Origin of the sequence: Acinetobacter lwoffii (assembly GCF_019048525.1) — a bacterium.
GTDB lineage: Bacteria > Pseudomonadota > Gammaproteobacteria > Pseudomonadales > Moraxellaceae > Acinetobacter > Acinetobacter lwoffii_K.
The window spans coordinates 3,180,773-3,203,176 of sequence record NZ_CP077369.1 but is presented as its reverse complement, the minus strand read 5'-3'; the positions used below and the strand labels follow the sequence as shown (position 1 = coordinate 3,203,176).

General features: G+C 43.4%; 23 protein-coding genes. 11 read left to right on the top strand and 12 right to left on the bottom strand.

Annotation, left to right across the window (positions count from 1 at the left end; genetic code table 11):
* Positions 1-21 precede the first annotated feature (21 nt).
* Positions 22-2,070 carry a site-specific recombinase gene (locus I6L24_RS15130; RefSeq protein WP_216986244.1) on the bottom strand — a complete coding sequence of 683 codons (2,049 nt, stop codon included), beginning with the start codon at positions 2,068-2,070 and terminating at the stop codon, positions 22-24.
* 15 nt (positions 2,071-2,085) lie between these two features.
* Entirely contained in the window at positions 2,086-3,063 is a 978-nt protein-coding gene (sdsA, locus tag I6L24_RS15125) for an All-trans-nonaprenyl-diphosphate synthase (protein ID WP_005265900.1), read from the bottom strand.
* 446 nt (positions 3,064-3,509) lie between these two features.
* Here sdsA and rplU point away from each other — a divergent pair, with 446 nt between their 5' ends.
* The 7 genes from rplU (at position 3,510) to I6L24_RS15090 (ending at position 9,635) form a co-directional block, all read left to right on the top strand.
* Positions 3,510-3,821, top strand: coding sequence for a 50S ribosomal protein L21 (gene rplU / locus I6L24_RS15120; protein WP_004280640.1), 312 nt, complete (start codon positions 3,510-3,512; stop codon positions 3,819-3,821).
* Positions 3,822-3,840: 19 nt separating this feature from the next.
* Positions 3,841-4,095 (top strand): 50S ribosomal protein L27, encoded by a 255-nt coding sequence (rpmA, locus tag I6L24_RS15115; RefSeq protein ID WP_004280639.1) that lies wholly within the window; start codon positions 3,841-3,843, stop codon positions 4,093-4,095.
* Between the two features lie 247 nt (positions 4,096-4,342).
* Positions 4,343-5,038 carry an outer membrane lipoprotein chaperone LolA gene (gene lolA / locus I6L24_RS15110; protein WP_004280638.1) on the top strand — a complete coding sequence of 232 codons (696 nt, stop codon included), beginning with the start codon at positions 4,343-4,345 and terminating at the stop codon, positions 5,036-5,038.
* Between the two features lie 169 nt (positions 5,039-5,207).
* Entirely contained in the window at positions 5,208-5,957 is a 750-nt protein-coding gene (locus I6L24_RS15105) for an RsiV family protein (RefSeq protein WP_005265898.1), read from the top strand.
* Positions 5,958-6,069: 112 nt separating this feature from the next.
* Entirely contained in the window at positions 6,070-7,341 is a 1,272-nt protein-coding gene (serS, locus tag I6L24_RS15100; protein WP_004731908.1) for a serine--tRNA ligase, read from the top strand.
* A 73-nt stretch (positions 7,342-7,414) separates the two neighbouring features.
* Entirely contained in the window at positions 7,415-8,797 is a 1,383-nt protein-coding gene (gene cysG / locus I6L24_RS15095) for a siroheme synthase CysG (RefSeq protein ID WP_005265897.1), read from the top strand.
* 361 nt (positions 8,798-9,158) lie between these two features.
* The gene (locus I6L24_RS15090) at positions 9,159-9,635 is read left to right on the top strand and encodes a tRNA (cytidine(34)-2'-O)-methyltransferase (protein WP_005106302.1); all 477 of its coding nucleotides are present in this window, start codon (positions 9,159-9,161) and stop codon (positions 9,633-9,635) included.
* A gap of 56 nt (positions 9,636-9,691) precedes the next feature.
* Here the strand turns inward: I6L24_RS15090 and I6L24_RS15085 are convergent.
* Positions 9,692-10,914 (bottom strand): IS3 family transposase gene (locus I6L24_RS15085; RefSeq protein ID WP_148335412.1). Its coding sequence is split into 2 segments (ribosomal slippage): positions 9,692-10,578 and positions 10,578-10,914, totalling 1,224 coding nucleotides; the frame shifts between segments, so codons are not numbered across the junction.
* 124 nt (positions 10,915-11,038) lie between these two features.
* Here I6L24_RS15085 and I6L24_RS15080 point away from each other — a divergent pair.
* Positions 11,039-11,521: a hypothetical protein gene (locus tag I6L24_RS15080; RefSeq protein ID WP_005265895.1), complete on the top strand. Its 483-nt coding sequence runs from the start codon at positions 11,039-11,041 to the stop codon at positions 11,519-11,521.
* A gap of 68 nt (positions 11,522-11,589) precedes the next feature.
* On the opposite strand, the gene I6L24_RS15075 is transcribed toward I6L24_RS15080, so the two are convergent.
* The 6 genes from I6L24_RS15075 to rpoD form a co-directional block, all read right to left on the bottom strand.
* A complete protein-coding gene (locus I6L24_RS15075; protein WP_004731900.1) occupies positions 11,590-12,981 on the bottom strand; it encodes an APC family permease in 1,392 nt (463 codons plus the stop codon).
* 266 nt (positions 12,982-13,247) lie between these two features.
* On the bottom strand, positions 13,248-14,432 hold the full coding sequence (locus I6L24_RS15070) for an iron-containing alcohol dehydrogenase (protein ID WP_004280629.1): 1,185 nt from the start codon (positions 14,430-14,432) through the stop codon (positions 13,248-13,250).
* A gap of 1 nt (position 14,433) precedes the next feature.
* Positions 14,434-14,967, bottom strand: a complete 534-nt coding sequence (locus I6L24_RS15065; protein ID WP_004280628.1) for a hypothetical protein — start codon at positions 14,965-14,967, stop codon at positions 14,434-14,436.
* Positions 14,968-15,041: 74 nt separating this feature from the next.
* Complete coding sequence (lipB, locus tag I6L24_RS15060) at positions 15,042-15,701, bottom strand: lipoyl(octanoyl) transferase LipB (protein WP_004731898.1); 660 nt, start codon at positions 15,699-15,701, stop codon at positions 15,042-15,044.
* Positions 15,702-15,853: 152 nt separating this feature from the next.
* The gene (locus I6L24_RS15055) at positions 15,854-16,141 is read right to left on the bottom strand and encodes a YbeD family protein (RefSeq protein ID WP_004280625.1); all 288 of its coding nucleotides are present in this window, start codon (positions 16,139-16,141) and stop codon (positions 15,854-15,856) included.
* Positions 16,142-16,254: 113 nt separating this feature from the next.
* Positions 16,255-18,189, bottom strand: coding sequence for an RNA polymerase sigma factor RpoD (rpoD, locus tag I6L24_RS15050; RefSeq protein ID WP_224215688.1), 1,935 nt, complete (start codon positions 18,187-18,189; stop codon positions 16,255-16,257).
* Positions 18,190-18,540: 351 nt separating this feature from the next.
* Between rpoD and I6L24_RS15045 the strand changes: the two genes are divergently transcribed.
* Entirely contained in the window at positions 18,541-18,747 is a 207-nt protein-coding gene (locus I6L24_RS15045; RefSeq protein WP_004280622.1) for a PA3496 family putative envelope integrity protein, read from the top strand.
* Positions 18,748-18,818: 71 nt separating this feature from the next.
* Positions 18,819-19,343, top strand: a complete 525-nt coding sequence (locus I6L24_RS15040) for a YecA/YgfB family protein (protein WP_004280621.1) — start codon at positions 18,819-18,821, stop codon at positions 19,341-19,343.
* 71 nt (positions 19,344-19,414) lie between these two features.
* On the opposite strand, the gene I6L24_RS15035 is transcribed toward I6L24_RS15040, so the two are convergent.
* The 3 genes from I6L24_RS15035 to I6L24_RS15025 all read right to left on the bottom strand — a co-directional run bounded on the left by I6L24_RS15035 (position 19,415) and on the right by I6L24_RS15025 (position 20,851).
* Positions 19,415-19,840 carry an ABZJ_00895 family protein gene (locus tag I6L24_RS15035; RefSeq protein WP_004280620.1) on the bottom strand — a complete coding sequence of 142 codons (426 nt, stop codon included), beginning with the start codon at positions 19,838-19,840 and terminating at the stop codon, positions 19,415-19,417.
* 27 nt (positions 19,841-19,867) lie between these two features.
* Entirely contained in the window at positions 19,868-20,485 is a 618-nt protein-coding gene (locus I6L24_RS15030; protein ID WP_004280619.1) for a DedA family protein, read from the bottom strand.
* An 87-nt stretch (positions 20,486-20,572) separates the two neighbouring features.
* Positions 20,573-20,851, bottom strand: a complete 279-nt coding sequence (locus tag I6L24_RS15025; RefSeq protein WP_004280617.1) for a hypothetical protein — start codon at positions 20,849-20,851, stop codon at positions 20,573-20,575.
* 248 nt (positions 20,852-21,099) lie between these two features.
* On the opposite strand from I6L24_RS15025, the gene I6L24_RS15020 reads away from it, so the two are divergent.
* Positions 21,100-22,404 carry an IS4 family transposase gene (locus I6L24_RS15020; protein ID WP_005104965.1) on the top strand — a complete coding sequence of 435 codons (1,305 nt, stop codon included), beginning with the start codon at positions 21,100-21,102 and terminating at the stop codon, positions 22,402-22,404.

The window sequence follows — 22,404 nt, the reverse complement described above, 5'->3', positions numbered from 1 at the left end:
GCTAAATATAGTGTAATTATCTCAGTTTTGAGTTTTTGTCGATGTATGATTTTCGTCAATTTCAATGCTTTGCTTGGGTGGCCAGAAGAAATCACTAGGTCGGGTCAGGAAGTGCGTCATGACCAGTTTTGCCAAAGGTTTCCACTGTTCAAAACGCACCCGGCGCGCGCGTAAGGCTACAATAATCGTCAAAGTGAAACTGACAAACAAGTTGGTCAGGCCAATCAGTAACACACCCAGAAAAGACACCACGATCAAGCCGATATCGGGACCATTGATGGTAATCAGGCCCTGAATAAAGTTGGCAGAGGCAAAGGCGATATGGCGAATATCCAGCGGCAGACCGAGAATAAAACCAATGGTGCCCATACTGCCAAGCATGATCCCGAAAATAAAATTACCCGCCAGTGCACCCAGATTACGTTCAATATAGTCAGCAAAACGGTAAAGACGTTCTTGTCCCATCAGCTGCGATAAACGCACATGGGCTTTCAGTCGCGGGCCGACTTTGCGATAAACGGCCATATTGTCAAAATAACCGGCCAATAATCCGGACAGGAACAGACATACCCCGGCAATCGCTGCATGCGGAATTGCCAACGAAGTAAACGGATTCAGGTCATGCAAGGTTTTTGCAGCCTTGGCATGATTCATTAAAGGTTCATGCAGCGCGAAATCCCACAACAGGGTAATTAATGCTGCTACTGGAATTGCAATCGAAATATTCCCCAGAATGGCGACAAACTGGGTACGGATGATATTTACAATCAGCGCGGCCAGCTCGGCAATCTGAGCCATTTTCGAGCCTTTACGCTGCTGTACGGTAGCCGCTAGTGCAGCGGCAGTCATCGCCGGTTGTTTGGTCGCTACGGTAAAATGCAGGACATGAATCAGCATAAAGCCCAGCGAATAGTTCATGCTATAGCTAAAGGCCTGCATCAAAGGGGCCATGGTGAGGCGTGTCATCAGAATTTTTAAGGTGGCCATCGTCGCGATGATGGCACCAGCACCTGCAGCCGATTTGTACATGGCCAGAAAGCCTTTCTTGTCGGTACTCACATAATGTTCACCGGTCTTGCTGGCATTTTCAGTTACCTGTAAAGCCAAAAGTTCGCTATTGGTGGCCAGCAGAGCCCGCACACTGCGTTCGCTATAAATTGCTTCAGTAATGTCCGCCATAAACAGGCCAATGGATTGATAACGCAGATCATCGTCATCCATGACCATATTGAGCAGGATTTCAACGCGTTCCAGACACTGTTCTAGCAGTGCCAGCATATAGGTCAGACTGACACTGACGCCAGTCCGCTTGGTAGAACGGCGAATCTTGGCCACGACATCATGACATTGTTCCAGCATCACCAGTGCTTGTGAGGCATCCGGTGGGGTAATCGAATCGACTAGGGTGACTGTGTTGTAACGTTTTTTATATTCCTGAATAAACTCGTTAATCTCACGATTCTGTACCAGAAAAGGAGATTCATATTCCATCAGTTCAGGCTGGGCATTAATAAATTCAGGGTGCAGACCAATACCACTGATCCGGTAAGACAAAATGGTCAATGCCTTGATCAGTTGGTCTTTAATTCGGGTTTTTTCAGGCTGATTGGAATGTCCCTGATTCAGGACTGAAAATAAACGTTGCCAGTCATCTTCATCAAAATAATCCAGCCAGTATTTATCGGTACGCTGATAAAAAACCTTGCGGAATAATTCCTGGAGTTGCTGATGGTCGGGAATCAGCGGTAAGACATGCGCGCCAAGGCGCTGATTCAGCTGGTTCCAGAACCCATCCAGAGACAAAATACCGGTATCGGAAAACAGACCGGTTTGTTTATAGCGGTTAATGATCCGCAGGGTAAAGGTTTGAAGCGTGGCAACCGCATTCGGGGTGAGTAATAAAGCCCGGATAAATGCATTGAATTTCGCTTCGATCTCTTCGGTATTTCTGCTGTCTTCTGGTCTGATTCTTTCAACCAGTTCAATCAGAAGATTTTCATCCAGCACCGCCCGAGGTTGTTCAAGCTGGTGTTGCATGTTTTGAAAAAGATCTAGAAAATTGATATGCATAGGCGAGTTTAAAAGTTACTGAATTCGGTGTAGGGCCAGTTTGGCCAGATTAATCAGGGCCTGACGATATTCGGAGTCAGGTAATGCCTGTAAGGCATCAATTGCAATTTCAGTTTCTTCTGTAGCACGTTGACGGCAATAATCCAGCGCACCAGATTCATTGACAATTTGAATGACCTGTTCCAGATGTTCCGTACCGCCAGTCGCAATACTGCGACGGATGATTTCATGTTGCTCACCGGTGGTGTTTTTCAGTGCCGCAATCAATGGCAGGGTCGGTTTACCTTCCATGAGATCATCACCAATATTTTTGCCGAGCGTGTCCGCATCGGAAGTGTAATCTAAAATGTCATCAATAATCTGGAAAGCATTGCCGAAATGTCCGGCAAAGGTTTTTAAAGGCTGACGGAATTCGTTTTTGTCCGACAAAATGGCAGCACCTTCTGTTGCCAGTTCAAACAGGCGCGAGGTCTTGCCATGAATAATATTCAAATAAGTCGCTTCAGTGGTTTCCGGCTGATGCTGGGATTGTAGTTGCAGCACTTCACCTTCAGCAATTTCACAGGTACCGGTCGAAAAATCTTTGAGCAACACCATGTTGTTCAGATCGACCAGCAAATCAAAAGCACGTGAAATCAGAAAGTCACCCACCAAAACCGCAGTCTGGTTATTCCAGGTAGCATTGGCCGTCGGGCGGCCGCGACGCAGACCGGATTCATCTACCACATCATCATGCACCAGTGTTGCGGTATGCAGCATTTCAATAATTGCAGCCAGTTTACGGTGCGGTTCTAAATTTTCAGCACCACACGCCTTGGCGGCCAAAAGGCACATAATCGGGCGCATACGTTTGCCACCCGCTTCTACCACATGTTTGCTGACGGCCATCACTAATGCAACTTTTGAGGTAATTCCTTCATTAATGAATGTGTCCATCGCAGCAAAGTCGTTAGCAACAGGAGCGAGAATATCTTGCTTAAAGTCGATGGTCATGTGAAAGAAAACCTCTAGTCTGGTAAATCGCTGGGCGTAGTTTAACAATTTATAACATGAGTGAAACCTAAGAAATGCATAAACTCCACTAAAAATCAGCTTTTTATAGATCTTATGTAGATTCGATCCATATTTCGAGCCATAAAAATCAGGAAAGGTCAGGGGGCGTGGCCCTATTCGTCAGGCTGAGTATATTAATCAAACTGGCCGGATTTCTGCTGTATTATTTTGTTGCTGAATATATCTTGAGTATTTGATTTGATAGAAATTATTTAATAGTTAAATAATTAGCGCATCCTGCTCATTATTATTTCAGTAAAATGGCTTGTTGTTTTTTTGAATATCCCTTAAAATCCTCGCCCTTAGATATCCCCCCAGTGGCGTACGTCTTAAGTTCGATATATTCCTTTATCGGCACGACGACACGGGCTTGTTTGGAGTACATTATGTACGCAGTAATCCAAAGCGGTGGTAAACAGCACCGTGTAGTTGAGGGTGAAACCCTTAAAGTAGAATTATTGAAAGCTGAAACTGGCGCGACTATTACGTTTGATGACGTATTGATGCTTGTTAACGGTGAAAGCATTCAAATCGGTGCTCCAGTTGTTGCTGGTGCTACTGTAACTGCTGAAGTAGTTAGCCATGGTCGTCACGACAAAATCCGCATCATCAAAATGCGTCGTCGTAAACACTACCGTAAACAACAAGGTCACCGTCAATGGTTCACTGAGTTGAAAATTACAGCTATTTCAGGCTAATTACGAGGAGTAAATAGACATGGCAACTAAAAAAGCCGGTGGTTCGACTAAGAACGGTCGTGATTCGAATCCTAAGATGTTAGGTGTTAAAGTTTACGGTGGTCAAACTGTAACTGCAGGTAACATCATCGTTCGTCAACGTGGTACTGAATTCCACGCTGGTCAAAACGTTGGTATGGGTCGTGACCATACATTATTTGCTACTGCTGATGGCGTAGTAAAATTCGAAGTGAAAGGTCAATTTGGCCGTCGCTACGTATCTGTTGACGCGTAATCCGCTGAGATAGAAAAAAAGCCCACAGTTATTGTGGGTTTTTTTATGCCTGAAAATTAATGTTCAGATTAAGCGACATTCCATAATGTAAAAATTGTCCTGAAATCTTCATGATGATGAACAAAAAAACCAGTTTCGAATTAATAACAATACAAAAGTTCTTATTTTCTATCATTTTAGCTTTTAATTTTCGTTTAAGATGAGCTATCAAATAAATTGCGATCAAGCAAAATATAAGGGTGAAATTATGAATATGCTTCGTAAAACCGTCTGTGCTATGGCTCTGGGTGCAGTGACTTTAGCACCGGTGATGAGTACAACCGTGTTTGCTGCACCTGTGGCAGCTTCGGAGCAACAGGCAACAGCCAGTCTGGTCAAACAGCTCAATCATGTGCGTAGCATGACAGCAAATTTCGAACAAAGTACCAAGGTAACCAATCCAAGAGCGACCCAGAAAAAAGGTTTGACCGCACAACATATGAATCAAACCTTTAAAGGGGTGATGAAAGTCGCGCGTCCGGGTAAATTCTATTGGGAAACGACCGCACCGTCGAAGCAAGTCATTGCAACCACGGGTAAAACCGTATGGATTTATGATCCGGACTTGCAGCAAGCCGTTCGTCAAAGCTTAGATGAACAGGTTGCCAATACGCCGGCGTTATTGCTGTCAGGAAACACCAGCCAGATTATGCAGTCTTACCGGGTGACTCAGCCAAATAAAGGCAAAACCTATTACACGCTGTATCCTAAAAATACCGATGGTGTGTTTGAAAGCCTGACCATTAGCTTTGGCGCGAACAAAGCACCAAGCTTGATGATCTTGCAGGATTCATTGGGACAAACCACCAATATCAAATTTAGCAATGTAAAAGTAAATAGCAGTATTCCAGCCTCTACCTTTAACTTTACTCCACCAAAAGGTACGGACATCATTGATCAATAAGCATCAATATGAACCAACTAAAAAAGCAACTTTTCGAGGTTGCTTTTTTATTGCCGATCATCAGGATTGTTTTGGACAGGCTACAAGGTTCAGCTATATCTAAACACGAGAGCATCTTAGAATAAATAAAAGTCGAGTCAATGAAATTGCAAAATTTTGGGAGCTCAAAATGAAGATTAATCTATTTAAAATTGCTGAAATTTACGCTGTTTTATTACTCACTGTGGGTGTGTTGGGTTGTCAGCCTCAATCCAGCTCAGTGGCAACGCTCGCGCAAACAGATCGGGTTGTGCAAATTGAAGCCAAAACCGTTCCAATTAAAGGGGCAGCCAAAGTGGTATGTGAAATAGAAGGTTGTGTGCGCTTCGATCTACAAACGGTGGACAGCAATATTGACTGGATTAATCAATATTTTATTGAGCGGATACAGCATACCGAACCTGTTGCATTCACCAAAATCACCCAGAAAAATCCTAAAAAAGCTGATGAGCCGCATTATCTGGATCAGCGCTTTATCAAGGTAGAATTTATTGGTCAGCACGCTTATCTGGCGACTTTTGCCTTAAAAAGTTCCAATCTGGCGAGGAGCAAAAATGCTTCTCTGAAACATGTGGAATATATCAATTTTGATCTAAAGCAGAGAAAACGTTTGGCCCTCTCCCAACTATTATTAAATGGCGGTGAGCAGAAACTGCTGAATGCAATGTATCAGGCCAATACTCAATGGCTGAATACGCAGGGCATTCAACCACAGCAGTTAAAATTGAGTGATAACTATTATTTTGATACAACAGGTCTGGTGATGGTGTATCCAGCAGGCGAATTAGCTCCCGCAGCAACAGGAATGCCTGAATTAAAAGTGTCCTATGTGGATTTAAAGGAAGTGATTCAGCCTGAATATTTAGCCATTTTGCAGTAAGAAGCTTCCTAAATATTGTGCTAATAGGACGCAGCCAGGGTCATGGTCACTGTATTTTTTGACGTTAAGAGCTTACACTATAGCCAGTTTTTTTCTTCTGCAAAGATTGATTATGATCGACCCGAAATTACTCAGAAATAATATTGAGGCTGTAAATGTAGCCTTGGCAAAACGTGGTGTTCAACTCAATGTTGAAGAGTGGGCATCCCTAGAAGCACGCCGTAAAGAGATTCAGTCCAAGACAGAAACACTGCAAGCTGAACGTAATGCCGGTGCCAAACAAGTCGGTCAAATTAAAAAAGCAGGTGGCGACGCATCTGAAATCATGACACGCATGTCTGCGATTGGTGATGAAATCAAAGCAGCTGAAGCAGCACTGGCTGAACTGCAAGCTGAGCTTGAAGAAAAATTATTATCTATTCCAAACTTGCCAGATGAAGCTGTGCCTGAAGGTAAAGACGAAAGCGATAATGTGGAAATCCTGAAATGGGGTACACCGCGTGAATTTGATTTCGAAATCAAAGACCATACGGATCTGGGCGAAATGATGGGCGGTCTTGAATTTGAAACCGCGACCAAATTAACTGGTTCACGCTTCAGTGTATTGAAAGGTCCATTGGCGCGTTTACAACGTGCCATTACCCAGTTCATGCTAAATACGCATACTGATCAAAATGGTTATACCGAAGCCTATGTGCCTTATCTGGTCAATGCAGATTCATTGCGTGGGACTGGTCAGCTGCCTAAATTTGAAGAAGATCTGTTTAAGCTGCAGGGCGAAAAAGAGTTTTATCTGATTCCAACTGCTGAAGTGCCAGTGACGAATTTCGTACGTGATGAAATTATTGATGCAGACCGTCTGCCACTGAAATATGCAGCGCACACGCCATGTTTCCGTAGCGAAGCAGGTTCTTATGGTCGTGATACCCGCGGTTTGATCCGTCAGCACCAATTCGACAAAGTCGAAATGGTTCAGATTGTAAAACCTGAAACTTCGATGCAAGTGCTTGAAGAATTGACTGGCCATGCTGAAGGCATTTTGCAAGCACTCGGACTTCCATATCGTAAAATTTTACTTTGTGGTGGTGACATGGGCTTTGGTGCGACCAAGACTTATGACTTGGAAGTCTGGGTACCAAGCCAAAATACCTACCGTGAAATTTCTTCATGCTCAAACATGGGGGATTTCCAGGCGCGTCGTATGAAAGCGCGTTACCGTGCTGATCAGAAGAAAACTGAATTTGTGCATACCTTGAATGGTTCAGGTCTGGCCGTGGGTCGTACTTTACTTGCAGTAATGGAAAACTATCAACGTGCCGATGGCTCCATTGAGATTCCTGAAGTATTACGTCCATATATGTGTGGTGCGACTTATATCGACTAATTGTCGATCTCAGCATCCCTAAATGTGCATGAAAATTGCATAGACAGTCAGATTTAAAATTTTGAGGTAGTTCGTGGATATTTTTCCAATCTCGTTAAAGTTGCAACAGCAAACTTGTCTGATTGTCGGTGGTGGACATATTGCATACCGTAAAGCACTTCTCCTACAAAAAGCAGGTGCGATCATTCATGTGATTGCGCCTGAAATTGAAGAGAGTCTGCTGCGAATTGTGCAAAATAGCCAAGGACACTATGTGCAGGCAGCTTTTCATCCTGAAGTTGCATTACGTCCATATCGACTGGTAATTGCGGCAACTGACGATGCAGAGACCAATCGTCAGGTCTTTGAACTGTGTGAAGCGGAAAATGTCCTGGTCAATAGCGTTGATGATCCGCCGCATTGCCGATTTATGGTGCCTGCGATTATTGACCGTTCGCCATTGGTCATTTCGGTCGCATCGAATGGTACGTCGCCCGTGTTATCACGGCAGATCCGTACTCAGTTAGAAGCCGCTATTCCGCATGGTATGGGCAAGCTGGCTGAATTTTCAGGAAAATGGCGCAGTACGGTTAAGGCTAAAATTGTCAATCCGGATGAACGCCGTATTTTCTGGGAAGATTTATATGCCGGTCCGCTAAAAGAACAGGTGTTCAACGACAATATCGCGGAAGCAGATCGCCTGATCGAGCAAGCATTACAAGAGTGGCAAAAGCCAAAAGGTGAAGTCTACTTGGTCGGTGCGGGTCCGGGTGATCCAGAATTGTTGACCTTAAAAGCCTTACGTTTGATGCAGCAAGCCGATGTGGTGATTTACGACCGACTGGTCTCAGCGCCAATTATGGAGCTGTGCCGCCGCGATGCGGAAAAGATCTATGTGGGTAAGGCGCGTTCCAATCATGCGGTTCCGCAAGATGGGATTAATGCTTTATTGGTCAAATATGCCAGTGAAGGAAAGCGGGTTTGCCGTCTGAAAGGTGGTGATCCATTTATATTCGGGCGTGGCGGCGAAGAGATTGAAGAGCTATTCGCTGCTGGGATTACTTTCCAGGTGGTTCCAGGGATTACCGCAGCTTCAGGATGTTCAGCCTATGCCGGTATTCCATTAACCCATCGTGATTATGCGCAAAGTGTGCGTTTCCTGACCGGTCACTTAAAAGAAGGTTCGCCAGAATTGCCTTGGAGTGAGTTGGTCTATGAAAACCAGACCTTAGTGCTTTATATGGGGTTGGTGGGACTGGAGAAAATCTGTGCAGAATTAATCGCTCATGGTCAGCGAGCCGACATGCCAGTGGCCTTGGTTTCTAAAGGTACGACGCCTGAACAGAAAGTTGTAGTAGGAACGCTTGCTGATATTGCATCCAAAGTGTCCGAACATCAGATTCAAGCCCCGACTTTGACCATTATTGGTGAAGTTGTACGCTTACGTGAACAATTGCAATGGCATGAGCGAGGATAAGCAAAGCACTGCTTTGTCCGAGCGCAAGACGAAGGCTGTGCCTGAAGTAAGAGGATAAGCAAAGCACTGCTTTGTCCGAGCGCAAGACGAAGGCTGTGCCTGAAGTAAGAGGATAAGCAAAGCACTGCTTTGTCCGAGCGCAAGACGAAGGCTGTGCCTGAAGTAAGAGGATAAGCAAAGCACTGCTTTGCCCCGAGCGCAAGACGAAGGCTAGGCCTGAAGTAAGAGGATAAGCAAAGCACTGCTTTGCCCGAGCGCAAGGCGAAGGCTAGGCCTGAAGTAAGAGGATAAGCAAAGCACTGCTTTGCCCGAGCGCAAGGCGAATGTTGTGTCTGAATTAAATATATTGAGTGAGTAAGCTGTGATCCACGTTGTTTTATATGAGCCTGAAATTCCTGCAAATACAGGCAATATTATTCGTCTGTGTGCCAATACAGGAGCACAGTTACATCTGGTCAAGCCGCTGGGTTTTGAGTTGGATGACAAAAAGCTGAAACGTGCCGGTCTGGATTATCACGAATATGCCAATATGCAGATTTGGGAAAACATCGAAGACTGTCTGGCCGATTTGGCAAGCAAAGGCATTGGGCTGGATGCAATCTATCCATTGACCACCAAAGGTTCTGAAACACCGCATACTTCGGATTTAAACCGTCCTGTGGCCTTGTTAATGGGTCCGGAAACTCGTGGTCTGCCTGAACATGTTCGTATGATGTTTCCGCAAAAGCACTGGATTCGTTTACCGATGGCAGAAAACTCCCGAAGTTTGAACTTGTCGAATGCCACTGCAGTAATTGTCTACGAAGCTTGGCGTCAGCAAGGTTTTAAAACGCTTTAAGCTGAAATTTGTGTCTTGTCCTGAAATAGATTGACAGTATTCCACTTCAAACCGAGTTAAGCAATTAGCTCGGTTTTTGTTTGCTCATACATCTGATTCGGGGTGTTCATATTTAAACTTAAATGCGGTCTATAACAATTGTAAATCATGATAGATTCCGCAATTAAGTGATCTAACTCCTTCATGGTTTGACATCGCGTGGTTAAAAACTCCTGCTTTAATATTCCATTAATTCGCTCTGCTAATGCATTCTGATAACAGTCCTTGCCATCTGTCATGGAAGGACATATCCCATAATGGCGCAATGCCGATTGATATAGCTCAGAGCAATACTGAGAGCCTCTGTCTGAATGGTGAATCATCCTGGCTGCCCGATCTGTCACATGCTGCATCGCCATATGTAGTGCCTGCACAACATTCTCTGCACGCATATCATTCGATAACTTATAACCTTTAATCTGTCGGGTATAAGCATCTGTCACCAAGGATAAATAATGCACACCTTCAGCACTCTCAACATAGGTAATATCACTAACAAAGACTTCATTGGCTTGCACCGCTGAATAATCCTTTAATAAATTTGGATGCTTCTTCATCCAATGCTTGCTATCCGTAGTTTTTGTATAGCGACGCTTAGGGCGAATCAATAAGTTATTTTCTTTCAATATTTTAAATAACTGATCCCGTCCACACTTTAAACCACGTTGCAACAATTTGCCTTTAATAAGCCAATACAGCTTACGTGTTCCGATACTTGGCATGAGACAGCGATATTCCATAACCAACTCAAGTATTTGTTCAGTTGCTTGTGCAGTCATTTGAGCACGTTTTTCTGCTTGATAATAAGCTTGTCGGGTGATTCCCAACCACTGACAATAACGTGAAACGCTTAGTCTTCTTTGGCTTTGCCAATCTTTGAAACGTGCTCGGTATACTTTTTTCCAAGATCAGTCCCACATTCTTTATCAATGTGATAAATCACATCCTGAATAAATTCAGTTTTAAGCTTTTCTGCGGCTAACTGCTTTTCTAATTGGCGGATTCGTTGTTGGGGTGTCAATTGGCGTTTAGAAGAAGTCGGCATATTCGAAGTCCAGTCCTGTTGTCCGTGCTTGCGTAACCATACCAGCACAGTTGATCTTCCTTGAATACCATATTTTGCCTGAGCTTGCTTATAAGTAATTTGCCCTTTTTCTACTTCATGTACCACCATCATTTTAAAGGCAAAGCTATAGTCACGTTGTGTACGTTTAACTCGTTGTTCTCGTTTATGTTCCATAAAATAAGTCTCTTAAGGTGTAAACTTATTTCAGGACGGGACATTGTGATGATTCTAAAAGCTGCCTTTGGGTGGCTTTTTTATTTTGTGTAACGAATAGATAAACTGCTTTTCACTTCGTTGTATGCTTGAATTTATAACTTTATCAAATATAACAAAAGGTGCAGCCTTGAAGCCTCTATTAAAACTTATCATCGCATGTTGCCTTGGATCTATTGCGGCTTCCGTGAGTGCGGAAGAGGGCAGTGCCGCCACATCGGCAACAAAGGAAGTTCAGTCCATTACTCAGGCAGAAATACAGCAGGGTTTGCTCAACATGCAGAAACGCTTAGATACGCGTATTGAAAAATGGGGGAAGAGCTTGGATGCAGATGATTTTCAATGGACCTGGCGAGGGCGTAAATTAAAGCCCGCCAAGCGTGAGGAAGTCTGTGATATTTTTCAGGATGTCGTGGATGAAATGTATCAACTGGCCGTCAAGAATAAAGCCCGTTTAGGTCCGGAAGAGCAAAAGTTATTGTCTAATCGCAGTCTGTTTATTGAGAAACTGGGTTATGAAAATAATCGGGTCAATACCCAGATGGGTTTTGATTGCTATCTGCATTAGTAAAATCAAAACATGACAGACATAAAAAAGGCGCATGAAGCGCCTTTTTTATTTGAAGCAAAACGATATTATTTATCGTCAAATTCATTGTGCTGAGGAGCAGGGTGCTTGAAGCCTTTGGTTTTATAACCTAAGTACAAGATACCGCCAAATGCCCAGATCAGACCATATTTAAGCGAAGCTTCATCGACTTCTAGCCACAGAGCAAAGACTGAAATGAAGCCAAGTAAAGGAACCACGACAAAGTTCATGATCTCTTTAGCACTCTTGGTACGACCGTCACGTAATGCATAACGTGAAATCACCGACAAGTTGACGAAACTGAATGCAGTTAAGGCACCAAAGCTGATCAACGACACCACAAAATCAAGATCCATAAAGCCAGCAGTTAAAGCCACTGCACCAGCGATTAAGATGTTGTATGAAGGTGTATAGTTTTTCGGGCTAATATGACCGAAGATCTTCTTGTTGATTACGCCATCACGACCCATTACATACATCAGACGTGATACACCCGCATGTGCTGAAATACCAGAAGCCATGACTGTCACAATTGCGAAGTAAAGTACGACTGTCTTAAACGCCACGCCACCTACAGCTTGTAAAATATCCGGCTGTGTTGCAGCGATATCTTCAAAGTAAGTTTTTGGATCATTCGGGAAGAAGATCTGCATAAAGTAAGTACTGATGATGAAGATGATACCTGCCAATAATGCAGTCAAGAAAATCGCTTTAGGTAAGGTTTTCTCAGTATCTTTGGTTTCTTCAGCAAGAGAACTTAAGGAGTCAAAACCTGTGAATGAGAAACACAGTAAGGTTGCACCGGTAATCAGGGCAGCAACAGACGTAAACTCATTCCAGAATGGCTCTAAACTCCACAATTGATACTTTGCATTGACCAGTGTGCCGTCTGCATTTACACCACCTTCCAGAAGTTGGTAAACCATCCAGGTGAAGTATGCAATGACGCCCAATTGTACGAATACAATCATACTGTTGAAGTTGGCAACAAATCTCGCACCACGAAGGTTAATCGCGGTCATAAAGGCGGTTAAACCAATGACCCAAACCCAATGGTTCATGTCTGGGAAAAGTGCTTCCAGATAAATCACCGCCAGAATGATATTGACCATTGGCGATAACAGGTAATCCAGCAAGGATGACCAACCCACCATGAAACCTACGTTCGGGTGGATGGATTTTTGCGCATAGGTATAGGCCGAACCCGAAGAAGGGTAGCGACGAATCATATGACCATAGCTCAAGGAGGTTAACAAAATTGCAATCAGTGCAAAAATGTAAGAGGTGGGAACGTGGAAGTTACTTTCTTCAGATACCAGACCAAATGTATCAAACAAGGTCATGGGTTGAATATAAGCTAAACCAATAATAATGATGTGCCAGAGTCCCAGCGTTTTTTGCAGTTTAGCTGCCGATTGAGTCCCAGAGATATTAGTCAACGGCGTTATCCTCTTAATCGTTGATCAAGGATCAGTCATATTTATAAGGATCGTTTGAGACGAACGATCCCCCCTACAGTTTTCTATAAAAGTCCGCCAATCTACTTGAAAAGAACGGCTTTTGCTAGCTATTTTTTGACTTTTGTCCTGCATAAAATGTGCCATTCAAAAATAGAAATCGAATTTTTTCTTATGCAAGATAAAAGCCTGATGTTTAAAAAAACATCAGGCTAGAATTTCGGCTATATTGGCTTATTTTTCAGTAATTACCAAGCCTTTTTTAAGATAGATTTTAAATCTTCCAGGGTAGCTTCTTTCGGGTTATAAATGATGGAACCATCATTCAGGGCTTTCTCTGCCACTTCATCGAGCTGGGCTTCAGAAATCTTACCGGTTTCACGTAATGTGCGCGGTAATTTGGTGAGACTGTAAATCCGGTCACGCATGGTTAGAATCGTTGCAATAGTTTTGTCAGCACGTAGATGCGCCGGCGTTTGTGCATAAATATCGGCACCCGCCAAAGGCAGGAGCAGATCTGCGATTTTATCGCCATTGACCTCTTTGTTGTATTCCAGCACATAAGGCAGGAATAAGTTCATGCATAAACCATGCGGCAGGTGTACCACTGCACCCAATGAGTGCCCCAGTGAATGCACAATGCCAACCATCGAGTTGGAAAATGCAATTCCCGCCATGGTCGATGCCTGTGCCAGCTCCAGACGGCCTTGTGCATCGGAAGGGTTATCCAGCACATTAAATAGGTGGGTACTGATCTTTTTGACTGCGGCGGTGGCATAAGCATCCGAAATCGGATTGGCTGCCATGCAGGTATAAGCTTCGACCGCATGGGTCATAGCATCCATTGCGGTCATGGCGGTTAAATGTGGCGGCAAGGTCTGGGTCATGCGGGGATCCAGAATCGCAGCATGCGGCATCAGATAATAAGAGGCGAACGGCATTTTGACGTTCTTTTCAGTGTCCGACACGACAGCGACCATGGTCACTTCTGAACCTGTACCAGATGTGGTTGGAATCACAAAGAACGGTTTCAGCGGTTTAGGCAAGTTATGTGCACCCGAATATTTCAGCAGGTCATCACCGCCTTCCGATACCAGAATATTGGTTGCCTTAGAGGTATCAATGACTGAACCTCCGCCCACAGCAATGATCGCGTCGCAATGATTTTCGCGATACAGCTTTGCCGCACTGCGCACTGTACCCAAGCTAGAGTCGGGTGGTACATCATCAAAAATCGCTACAATTGCAGCATCTGCCATTTCAAATGCAGCTTCAATTGGTGCCAACAAATTGTTGGCACGGACGCCTTTGTCGGTAATGATCAGCGGACGTTTGGCCCCTAAAGTCGCAAGTTCAAACGGAATATGTTCTAACGCGGCATGACCGGCAATCACTTTGACCGGACAGAAAAATTCATAATAAGGTTTAGCCATGTTATACACTCCGTTTCAAATAGGATTGAGCGATTTTCAGATAAATACTGCTCGCTTCGCTTAGTTTTTCTTTTAGGCTTAGATTGCTTGGATATTCTTTCACTGCCAGTTGTGCCACCATTTTCGGCAAAATCAGTGCTTCCATTTTATTCAGGCAGCGAACGAGGCGAATGGCATTGGAAATATCGCCATCAGCAATCATACGGTCATGGGCAAAAGCCTGTGAGGTACTTTCCTGAAAAGAAAACACCAAAAAGGCATGGTGCAGATGTTTAAAGGTAATGATCAAATCAGGTGCTTTTTCCAGATTTTTAACCAGTTCCAGTTGTTTGTCCTCAGTGACCCGCGCTACAAAGGCCGGGCCATGCGGAAAGACTTTCATGGAAAGAGTAAAATTTTCTGGAAAATGGGCCACTTCCTGTTTGATTTCTTTATCCACCTGACTTGCCATGACCAGACCTCGGCCAATCACATCCATCATGAGTTTGACATAGGCAAGCTGCAAAGCGGGTTTTACGGATTTAGTCGCAATCACGTGATGATCCCTATCTCAATATTATTAGTTTAGAGTAAATACTCTAATTTATTTGGGGTTGAAATGCAAAGGCTTTATCTTTGCTCGACAGTTATTTGCTTAAAGTACCCGCTGTGGCGCAAAGTTTCAATAATTTCAGTGCACAACTGGCTAAACTGGGGTGGTTGTTCGAGCAGGTCACTCATGCGTACCATTTCCAGTCCTGCATAGCCACAAGGATTGATGGTGTTGAATCCGCTCAGGTCACAATCCAGGTTTAAGGACAGACCATGGTAGCTACGGCCTTTACGAATTTTAAAACCGAGTGAGCCAATTTTTCGCTCAGACACATATACCCCGGGTGCATCCGGTTTGGCATAGGCATCAATGCCATATTTTTTCAGCAAGTCAATCATCAGGTTTTCAGCATAAGACACCAGCGTGCGCACATTCCAGCCCAGACGATTCAGGTCAAACATGAAGTAAGCCACCAATTGACCGGGACCATGCCAGGTCACCTGACCACCACGATCGGTCTGAATCACCGGGATATTGCTCGGTATTAGAATATGTTCCGGTTTTCCTGCCTGACCTTGAGTGAGTACATCCTGATGTTGCAAAATCCACAATTGATCCGGGCTATGTTCATCACGGGTTTCCGTAAATGTTTTCATTTCCAGAAAACGATCTTCATAAGGTGTGAGGTCGTGATATTGACGAATGATCAGCTCGGGCTTTTGCAGCACATCAGTCACAGGGAGTGTCCTTAGTAATTATAAAAAACTGATCATAATTATAATGGCTTCGGCATGAAATAGGGGCGAGATCTGCAATATTTAAGCGCTAGCTCAGTCATTGTACAGGCATAAAAAAAACACGCCCGGAAGCGTGTCTTTTGTATTTTCGATTAGAGTGCTGTTTTAATTAGCGGGCAAGCGGCCAAATCTGCATATACTGCATGAACCTGTTCCAGTTCCAAAAAGCGCAGTTGTGCGGTAATGGAATGGTATTTTCCAGTACGTGATGGCGTAATACTGACGCTATCACCTTCAAAATCTGGAAAATGTTTCAGAAAAATGTCGATGACAGCATGACGCAATTCATCGCCCGCAAGGCCAATCAGTTTAATCGGATAATCCATAGGGAAAACCCAAAGATGTTCTTGAAGTTCACGAGATGGTGTACGGTCTAACATGGTAGTCCCCCTGATTTGAAACGCCTGCAATCATGCAGGCGTTTGGGTTTGTCTTGGCTACTTAAATGGAGACTGATGATCAAATTTCAAGTCTCCAGAATAAGCATCAAATCTTAATCATTCTCAAGGAATGAACGTAAGTGTTCTGAACGCGATGGATGGCGAAGTTTACGCAGCGCTTTCGCTTCAATCTGACGAATACGTTCACGTGTTACGTCAAACTGTTTGCCCACCTCTTCCAAAGTATGGTCGGTCGGCATATCGATACCAAAACGCATTTTTAGGACTTTGGCTTCACGTTCAGTCAGGTTTTCCAGAACTTCACGTGTCGCTTCTTTCAGGCCTTCAGACGTTGCCGCATCAATTGGTGAAGTGATGTTGCTGTCTTCAATGAAGTCACCCAGATGTGAATCTTCATCATCACCGATCGGTGTTTCCATCGAAATTGGTTCTTTGGCGATTTTCAGTACTTTACGTACTTTAACTTCGTCCATTTCCAGACGTTCGCCCAGTTCTTCAGGCGTCGGTTCACGCCCCATTTCCTGTAGAAGCTGACGAGATACACGGTTTATCTTGTTGATCGTTTCAATCATGTGTACCGGAATACGAATGGTACGTGCCTGATCCGCAATCGAACGTGTGATTGCCTGACGAATCCACCAAGTCGCATAAGTCGAGAATTTATAACCACGACGGTATTCAAACTTGTCTACGGCTTTCATCAGACCGATGTTACCTTCCTGAATCAGATCCAGGAATTGCAAGCCACGGTTGGTATATTTCTTCGCAATCGAAATTACCAGACGCAAGTTCGCTTCAACCATTTCTTTCTTGGCACGACGTGCTTTGGCTTCACCGACGGCCATACGTTTGGCAATGTCTTTAATGCCTTTTACATCAAGGCCAAGCTCTTTCTCGATATCGGCAATTTTTTGCTGGAAGGCCAATACGTCTGGACGTACTTTTTCCAGATAAGCTTTCTGGTCTGCAGGTGTTTTCGCAATCTGCTCGTCTAACCAGGCTGGATTCGATTCCTGGCCCGGGAAGCTGGTACGGAACTGGGTGCGATCCATACGGCCACGACGTACTGCATAACGCATCACTTCACGTTCTGCACCACGAATTTGATCATGGGTACCACGAATCATTTCAGAAATGATATCAAATAGACGCGGGGTAAATTTGAACATCATGAATACAGTTGCAAGTGCCTGCAAAGCTTCTTCAGCCTGTTTGCTGTCACGACCATGTTTTTCAATAGTTGCTTTGGTATTCAGCCACGCATTTTCCAGTTCAGTAAAACGCGCTTTAGCAATTTCAGGATCTGGACCAGAATCTGCTTCTGATTCATCATCAGAATCTGCTTCTTCTTCCTCTTCATCATCGTCCAGTTTTACATCTTTGGTCGATTTTTTCGAGTCAGTCTCATCTTCAGCAAGAACCGCTTCTTCTTCTAGAACTTCAGGAATTTCTTCATCTGATTCAGGATCTAAATAACCTGATAAAAGGTCAGCAAGACGGCGTTCACCCGCTTCATAATCTTTGTATTCTTGCAGTACCACTTCTACCGCATTCGGCCAGTAAGCAATCGAGTGCAAAACATCACGAATACCTTCTTCGATGCGTTTTGCGATGCTGATTTCGCCTTCACGAGTCAGAAGTTCTACTGTACCCATCTCACGCATATACATACGTACAGGGTCAGTGGTACGACCTGGCTCGTTTTCTACCGAGGCAAGTACGGCTGCAGCTTCTTCTTCTGCAACTTCATCCGCCGCTTCTGCAGTATCTTCGAACATCGTATCATCAGATTCAGGCGCGCGATCATGTACCGGAATACCAACGTCATTCAGCATCTGAATGATGTCTTCAATCTGCTCGCTTTCTGTGATGGAGTCCGGCAGATGATCGTTAACCTCAGCGAAGGTTAAATAACCTTGTTCTTTGCCTCGGCTAATCAGAGCCGCTACTTGAGAAGTAGGGGAAGTCATATCGCTCATCTTTTGCTTACTCTTCGTTGAATCTGTGGCAGTAAAAAACCGTACAATGCTGCACGATTTAAGCTCGTTAAATTTAGTGAATAGCCTACATATTTCATCAGAGAATTCAGCATGAAAGCTGTCTGATAAAATATTTAAAATGAAATTCAGTAATTTAAGATGGGGGTGAATTTGTTGTTTTCAAGTTCATCCCATGCGTGTCTGTTTATGACTCAAAAAAGGAGAATCAAAAAACATAAGGACGCAGGGTGGATTATATCATGGCACACAATTGAGACAGAAAAAACCCCTAATTACAAATTAAAAATACGAAAATCCAAATAAAACTTGACTTGTTATTTTAGGCACGATAAATAGCGCTTAAATCCTTTTACATTTTTCACTCATGAGGAAGTTTTAGTGTCTTCTACAGATTTTGAACTAGATGATAACTTCGGTGAAGATGATGTTAATTTCGATGAGGCTTCTAGCAAGCTCAGTGCTAAAGAGTCGTTGGAAAAACGTCGTCTGATCGATGATCTACTGACCCAACGTCGTTTAGAGCGCGAACTCAAAGATTTTGACTATGACTTCGACGATGACGACGATTTTGATGACGAAGATTAACGAATTCGGATTTAGCATAGTCTGAATAAATGCTATGCTAAACCTTTCGGTTTTCTAAGTTTGGATGTTAGATGAGTGCTTTAGATTTAGACCTGTTGAGTGAATATCTAGATGGTGACCAAAATGAACATGGTCTAGATTTCGCGGCAACCCATGGTTTCTTATGTGCTATTGCAGTAGGCCCAAAATTCGACAAATGGTTAGACGAACTTTTTGATAGTAATCAAAAGAAAGTGCCTGCAGAAATCATCACTCAGGTGCAAGCATGGTTAGAGTCTATTCGTCAAAGCTTAGCCAATGAAGAAGGGATTACGTTCCCGTTTGAAATTGAAGAAGCAGATACTGAATCAAGCCTGGGTGACTGGAGTGTGGGCTTTGTAGATGCCATGTTCCTGAACGAAGACGCTTGGTTTACTGAAGAATTTGAAGAACAACTGGTGGATTTAACCCTGCCAATCATGGTCTTCAGTGGCATCGATGATGAAGATCCACAAATGGAAACTTTCCGTCGCAATGGTCAGTTAATGGACGAGCTTGCAGAAGAAATTCCAGAAAACTTAAATGAATTGTATCTGATGTATCACACTCCAGAATAATTCATAAAAAAAGCACCGCAGGGTGCTTTTTTTAGCTTTGGCCTTTTTGCATCTTTGAGATTTACTCGATCCTATTTTCTTTCCATGCCTGTACGCTTCGCCAGACTGTAGCGCGCATAAGCATTGTAGGCGATATGGAACAGCAAAGCATGTAAGGCAATGCTGGCAGCCACCAGAAATGAATTTGTTCCTCTTCCTGTATAGGTGATGGTTCTATAAATTTCATCTGTCTGCGGGTTCATCCAGATGACCACAACTAAAAAGATAAACCCGAATGTCATGGCAATGATGGTGGAGCCCCAGACCAGTTTGCTTTTCTCTTCCTGAGTCGGCAAACGAAGTTCTTTCTTAACAAAGTATCGGGCACTGAGAAAGGCGGAAGCAATCAGGGCAGGAATCAGCAGAATGGCACCCAGATTGAATACATAGATGAGTATGCCTACCAATAGAACCAAGGTCAGATAAACGGTGGCAAAATATTTAAGATAATGCGACATCGTTTTAATCTCCTTAAGGGATCTTCCTCAGGATGGACGATTTTTACGCTGCTGTCTACGGTAGAAAATCCAGATAATAATTACCGCAACAATGGCAATAATCACATAACTGACTTTACTAAAAATTTGCTGCATCAACTGCTGGTTTTCGCCAAAATAAAATCCGACACAAGCCAGAAACGTAGTCCAGATGATGGTTCCAAGTGTGCTATAGAACATAAATTTCCAGAAGGGCATATGACTCATGCCGGCAGGAATGCTGATCAGCGAGCGAACCGCAGGAATCATGCGACCAAAGAACACAATGCGGTGACCATAATGCTCAAACCAGCTCAGTGATTTTTTCACATCCTCTGATTTAATAAATAAATATTTACCATAACGATCGACAAATTTAAAAATAGAATCATGGTTAAATTTATAGCCAATCCAGTACAGTAAGGCGGCTGCCAGCAGGGAGCCGATACAACCGGACATGATCACCCCGACGAGTATTAACTCGCCCTGAGAGGCTGAATAGCCCGCGGAAGGCATAATAATTTCGGAAGGGATTGGCGGGAAGACATTATCCAGGAACATGAGCAGGGCAATGCCCCAGTAGCCCAGTTGCTCCATGACGGAAATAATCCATTCGGTCAGATTCATATGATTGGCAAAATAAAAAATACTGCCTGTATCCTAAGCAGTATTTTTTGTGCGGTAAAGTCTTGGAATATAAATGATCAGGCAGAATCAGCTATGCGTCAGGGTATAAATATAAACTTTACGTAAGAAATAGGCCAAGCAGATCGGCAAAATACTCAGCAGGATAAAATGCATGATGCTGGTATTGATATGGTAACCAATGAACAGTGCCAAAATGGCCCCAATGACGGTTCCCAAGATAACGACGAACAGATGTGACTGCTGTTCAAGCTCTTCAGAAATTTGATGAAGCCGTTGCAATTTTATATTTTCTTTAGGTTGAAATTGAACCAGGTTGTCTGAATCTCGAGCAAGTGAGCCTGCCATTTTATATTCCTTTTCACTTAAAAATTTCAGTTAATAATGAAAGACTTAGCTTATAAATCACCGTATCATTAGACTAACAATCTTGTTTGAAAAAAAATGAGGTTCTTGGTAAGTAATTGGTAAGAGTTTTATTGCTGTTGTGATTTTTATGTAAACAAAAAACCCTCCGAGGAGTAATGCCAGTCAGTTAAGCAGACATTAGAAAAATGTAGTAAAAATGAGTGTATGCCAATACGCTCATTTTTTTTATGACTTTATCTGAAAATTTAGATTGCACCCTTCAACATTCTTTGCCTTCACTCAGCCATTTCAGTGAACTCATTGATTTAAACTGGATTAAAGAAAGCCTACATCAAACAGGTAAGGCTTCTATCAGGAGAAGAAAATTACCTGCCGAACATGTGGTATGGCTGGTAATTGGGCTTGCCCTATTTCGAGATCAACCGATCGGGTATGTCGTAGAGCAACTAAAACTTGTGTTTGGTACAACAGAATATTGTGTCCCCAGTGCAGCAGTGCAAGCACGACAACGTTTAGGACGAGAGCCCTTGAATACCTTGTTTTCTCTACTCAGCCAAGCCTGGTTTGAAGAATCCCAACAGCAATACTCAAACTTTCATGGCCTTAGTGTATGTGCTGTTGACGGGGTGGTTTGGTCTATGCCTTATACAGACGAGAATTTTGAACACTTTGGCTCATCTAAGGGTAAAACCGCTGCAGCCCCTTATCCACAAGTGAGAGCAACCTGCCTGGTAAATACCAGCACCCATGAAATCATTGATGCCCAAATAGGTAGCATGGATCAGGGTGAACTTACACTGGCAAATCGATTATGTCCTCCATCGCATAGTATTACCTTGTTTGATCGAGCCTATTTCTCTGCTGATTTCTTGATTGACTGGCAAACACGAGTAGAAGCCAGTCATTGGTTAATGAGAGCAAAAGATAATTTACGCTATGAGATCATTAAACGTAATTCCCCGCATGACTTTCAAATCAAAATGCCTCTTTCAGCTAGAGCCAGGAAGCTAAATCCATCATTAGGAGAATATTGGGAAGCGCGTTTGATTGAAGTTGAGCAGGCAGGGAAAATTAGACGTTATATCACTTCATTAATGGATTCAAAGGCATATCCACTGATAGGCTTGGCGAAGCTTTATGCCCAGCGCTGGGAAATAGAAATGTGTTACCGAGAAATCAAAAGTGATTTACAGGAAGGTAAGCATTTGAGGAGCAAGCAACCTGATTTAATTTATCAAGAATTATGGGGGGTCTTCATTGCCTATAATATTCTAAGAAGACAAATGAAACATATGGCTCAACGTGCAAAAGTCAGTCCTTTGAGAATCAGCTTTCATATTGCCTCTATCAGCATCCTGAATATATTAAGATTTGATTCTTTAGACTCCGCAGGGAATTTACCTAAACATCTAGAAAGTTTACTGGAGAAATCGAGGAGGTATGTTTTGCCTGAGAGAAGGGTTAGAAGTTGCCCACGAGTTGTGAAAGGAAAACCGCAGAAATACCCAAGAAAATGCCAGTCAATTTCTTAA